This window comes from Gemella haemolysans (assembly GCF_001553035.1).
GTDB classification, from domain to species: Bacteria; Bacillota; Bacilli; order Staphylococcales; family Gemellaceae; genus Gemella; species Gemella haemolysans_B.
Window position 1 is genome coordinate 25551 of the sequence record NZ_KQ959922.1, and the last position, 3529, is coordinate 29079.

A 3529-nucleotide genomic window follows, 5' to 3' on the forward strand; every position below is an offset into this window, starting at 1 on the left:
TGGTTAGGTTCTGATGGTAGTATGGCGACAAATGCATGGGTAGATAATGGCCGCTACTATGTGGATGCAGATGGTTCTTGGGATAAAAATGTTAAAAAACCTGAAGAGAAAAAACGTGGCTGGAAGAAAGAAAACAACGTTTGGTATTATTACAATGAAGATGGCACACTAACTCGTAATAAATGGCAAGGAAACTACTGGTTAGGTTCTGATGGTAAGATGGTTATTAGCGCATGGGTAGATAATGACCGTTATTATGTAGGAAGCAATGGAGCTTGGGATAAAGATAAGAAAAAAGAAGATTCAGTTCCAACAGGTAAACACACTGGTTGGGTTAAGAGTGGAAATACTTGGTACTACTTCAATGAACAAGGACAAATGGTTAAAAATGCGTGGGCAGGAAACTATTGGTTAGAATCTGATGGGAAAATGGCTACAAATAAATGGGTTGACAACAATCGTTACTATATAGGAAGTAATGGAGCTTGGGTTCAAAATCCAGCTAACAACACTAATCTAAATAAAGTTCTTGATATTGCTCGTAAATACATGGGTGCTGAAACGGGGACAAGAGAACACAAGAAAATCGTTGATGCTTATAACTCTGTAGATCCAAAACCGGTAGGATATACTGCGACGTATGATGATGATTGGTGTGATATTTTCGTTACAACAGTATTCCAACAAGCAGGACTAAGTGACCTTATCGGTAGAGAATGTGGTGTTCAACGTCATATCGGTATCATGGAGAATAAAGGGATCTGGAAAGGAAGAACTCAACCTAAAGTAGGAGACATCGTTACATTTGACTGGGACGGTGGAGGTTGGGCAGACCACATCGGTATAGTTGAATCGGTAAATAACGGGATAATCACTACTATCGAAGGTAACTCTGCGTTATATGCAGGAAGTACTGCTAAAACAAAAGTAAATAGAAAAACTTATAACTGGAATTCTAGCTATATTAAAGGTTATGCAAGACCGGCGTATTAAGATATAGTAAATTTACTCTGAATATCCAAATAAAAATTGTAAAGAGATAACATTTAAAATATCTTAGATAGATTTTCGAATATATTAAATTTATGAGAGGTGACTCGAAAAAATTAATTTCTATAAAATTATGATTTTTGAGGTCCTCTCATTTGTTTTTATTCATTAAAAATAGTATAATTTAAAGTAAAATTATTAGAAAAAATGGGGGTGACAGGTTTATGAAAAAGAGTATAGGGGTTCTTTTGGTAGGTAGCTTACTACTAACTGGAACAGGGAATGTTAAAGCTGACTGGATAAAAGATCAGCAAGGTAAATGGGAATATTTTCCTAATGAAGGCAGCATAAGTCATTTTTATGATGAAAAATCAAAAGATTTCGTAAAACCTGTAAAACTTCCGCAATATTATCAAGCAGATGCGAGATGGGGCTCTAAGAGATATGGTATCTCTAATATGAAGATTACAGGGTGTGTGCCTACATCGCTATCGATGATTATTTCAGGTCTAAAGGAGAATGTTACACCTGTTCAGGTTGCAGATTATATTTATGATACATCTATGGAGATGAATACGCTGTTCACAGGAACTTCTAGTCTTGGAGCTGTCGCAGCTATTGAATACTGGGGTTGTAACTATCGTGTTATTAATTCTAAAGATGATCTAAAAGTCGCACTGCAAAATGGGAATATTGTCTATGGTGCTGTAGGTCATGGAATTTTTGTAAAAGGTTATAGCACGCATGCGATAGTTCTAAGTGGTTACCAAAATGGTAAAACTCTTGCGATAGACCCAGATAATCCAGAAAGAACGAATAAATGGTACAACGTTGATGATATTTGGGATCAACGTAGTATGGAACTAGAGGATAATTCTGCGGGTGGTCCATTTATGGTAGTATATAAATAAAAGCAAGATTGTGAAGAAATTCACAGCCTTGCTTTTTGTTTTATTAATTTTTATTGGTTTAATAAATTATGATGATAAAATAAATTCGGAGTTGGAAAAATCCAACTCCGAGTGTTTTTATAATATTTATTAATAGGCTTTAGTCAGCGAATCCATTTGGATGTTTACTTTGCCATCTCCATGAGTCTTCGCACATACGTTTTACATCGTACTGTGCTTCCCAACCAAGTTCTTCTTTAGCTTTTGAAGCATCTGCATAACATGCAGCAATATCGCCCGCACGACGTGGTGCGATAACGTAAGGTAAGTCGCGACCAACAGCAGCAGAAGCACTCTTAATAATATCCAGTACAGAGTATCCTACTCCTGTTCCTAGGTTATATTTAGAAAGACCACTACCTTTTTCTAGTTTTTTAAGGGCAGCTACGTGACCACGAGCTAAGTCTACTACGTGGATGTAATCACGAACTCCAGTACCATCATGTGTATCGAAGTCATTACCGAAGACGTTAACTTTCTCTAATTTACCAACGGCTACTTGCATTACGTATGGAAGTAGGTTATTTGGAATTCCTGTTGGATCTTCTCCGATATCTCCACATTCGTGTGCTCCAATTGGATTGAAGTAACGTAGTAATACAACATTCCATTCATTATCAGCTGTATATACATCTCCTAAAATTTCTTCTAAGATTAATTTAGTACGTCCATATGGGTTAGTTACAGATAATGGGAAATCTTCTTTAATTGGTAATGCGTGAGGATCTCCGTATACTGTAGCTGAAGAACTGAAGATAATGTTCTTACAGTTGTGTTTTTCCATAACACGGCATAGTGTTGTAGTTCCTGCTACGTTGTTATCGTAGTATTTTAAAGGTAATTGGCAAGATTCACCTACAGCTTTTAATCCAGCGAAGTGAATAACACCAAAGATGTTTCCTTCTTTTTCAAAGATTTCGTCTAATTTTGCTTCATCACGAATATCAGCTTCATAGAATGTTACTTTTTTTCCTGTAACTCTTTCTACTACCTCTAAACTTTTTTTATTTGCATTATATAAGTTGTCCACGACAACTACTTCATTTCCATTGTTTAATAATTCTATACAAGTGTGAGACCCGATAAATCCAGCTCCACCAGTTACTAGTATTTTTTCAGTCATAGTGTAATTTTCTCGTAAAAAACGAGTCCTTCCTATAATTTTATATATTTATTTTATCGGAAGTATATGTAAGTGTCAATAAATATGTGAGGAATATTAAGTTTATGTTACAGCTTATATATTTCTTTGAAAAAAAATTAAATTTATAATAAAATAGTAAAATATGTATTTATGTAAACAGAAATTATCTTTAGGAATTTTAGAGGAATTATATTATGAAGAGAAATAAATTAAAATTAGGATTAGGAATGTTAACAGTATTAGCTACACCAATCGCAGTAAACACAGTAGCTAGCAGTGATGCATTAGCAGCTCAAGGATGGATTAAGACTGGAAATACTTGGTATTTCTACAATCAAAATGGAGTATTAGCAAGAAATGCTTGGGCAGGAAATTACTGGCTAGGTGTCGATGGAAGAATGGTAACAAACGCTTGGGTAGATAATAATCGTTACTATGTAGGAAA

General features: G+C 35.1%; 3 protein-coding genes and 1 pseudogene. 3 read left to right on the forward strand and 1 reads right to left on the reverse strand.

Annotated features, from left to right (window positions below; genetic code table 11):
* Positions 1 to 993, forward strand: a 993-nt coding sequence (locus HMPREF3186_RS09295; RefSeq protein ID WP_156438949.1) for a CHAP domain-containing protein, incomplete at its 5' end; no start/stop codon positions are given.
* 221 nt (positions 994 to 1214) lie between these two features.
* Complete coding sequence (locus HMPREF3186_RS00715; RefSeq protein WP_060913464.1) at positions 1215 to 1901, forward strand: C39 family peptidase; 687 nt, start codon at positions 1215 to 1217, stop codon at positions 1899 to 1901.
* Positions 1902 to 2040: 139 nt separating this feature from the next.
* Here HMPREF3186_RS00715 and galE read toward each other — a convergent pair whose 3' ends face one another.
* Complete coding sequence (gene galE, locus HMPREF3186_RS00720) at positions 2041 to 3063, reverse strand: UDP-glucose 4-epimerase GalE (RefSeq protein ID WP_060913465.1); 1023 nt, start codon at positions 3061 to 3063, stop codon at positions 2041 to 2043.
* Between the two features lie 215 nt (positions 3064 to 3278).
* On the opposite strand from galE, the pseudogene HMPREF3186_RS00725 reads away from it, so the two are divergent.
* Positions 3279 to 3529, forward strand: a pseudogene (locus HMPREF3186_RS00725) (endo-beta-N-acetylglucosaminidase); the annotation flags it as partial.

Excerpts from the sequence above, each read along its gene's own strand:
- HMPREF3186_RS00715 (WP_060913464.1), top strand. The coding sequence starts at position 1,215 with ATGAAAAAGAGTATAGGGGTTCTTTTGGTAGGTAGCTTACTACTAACT.
- galE (WP_060913465.1), bottom strand. The coding sequence starts at position 3,063 with ATGACTGAAAAAATACTAGTAACTGGTGGAGCTGGATTTATCGGGTCT.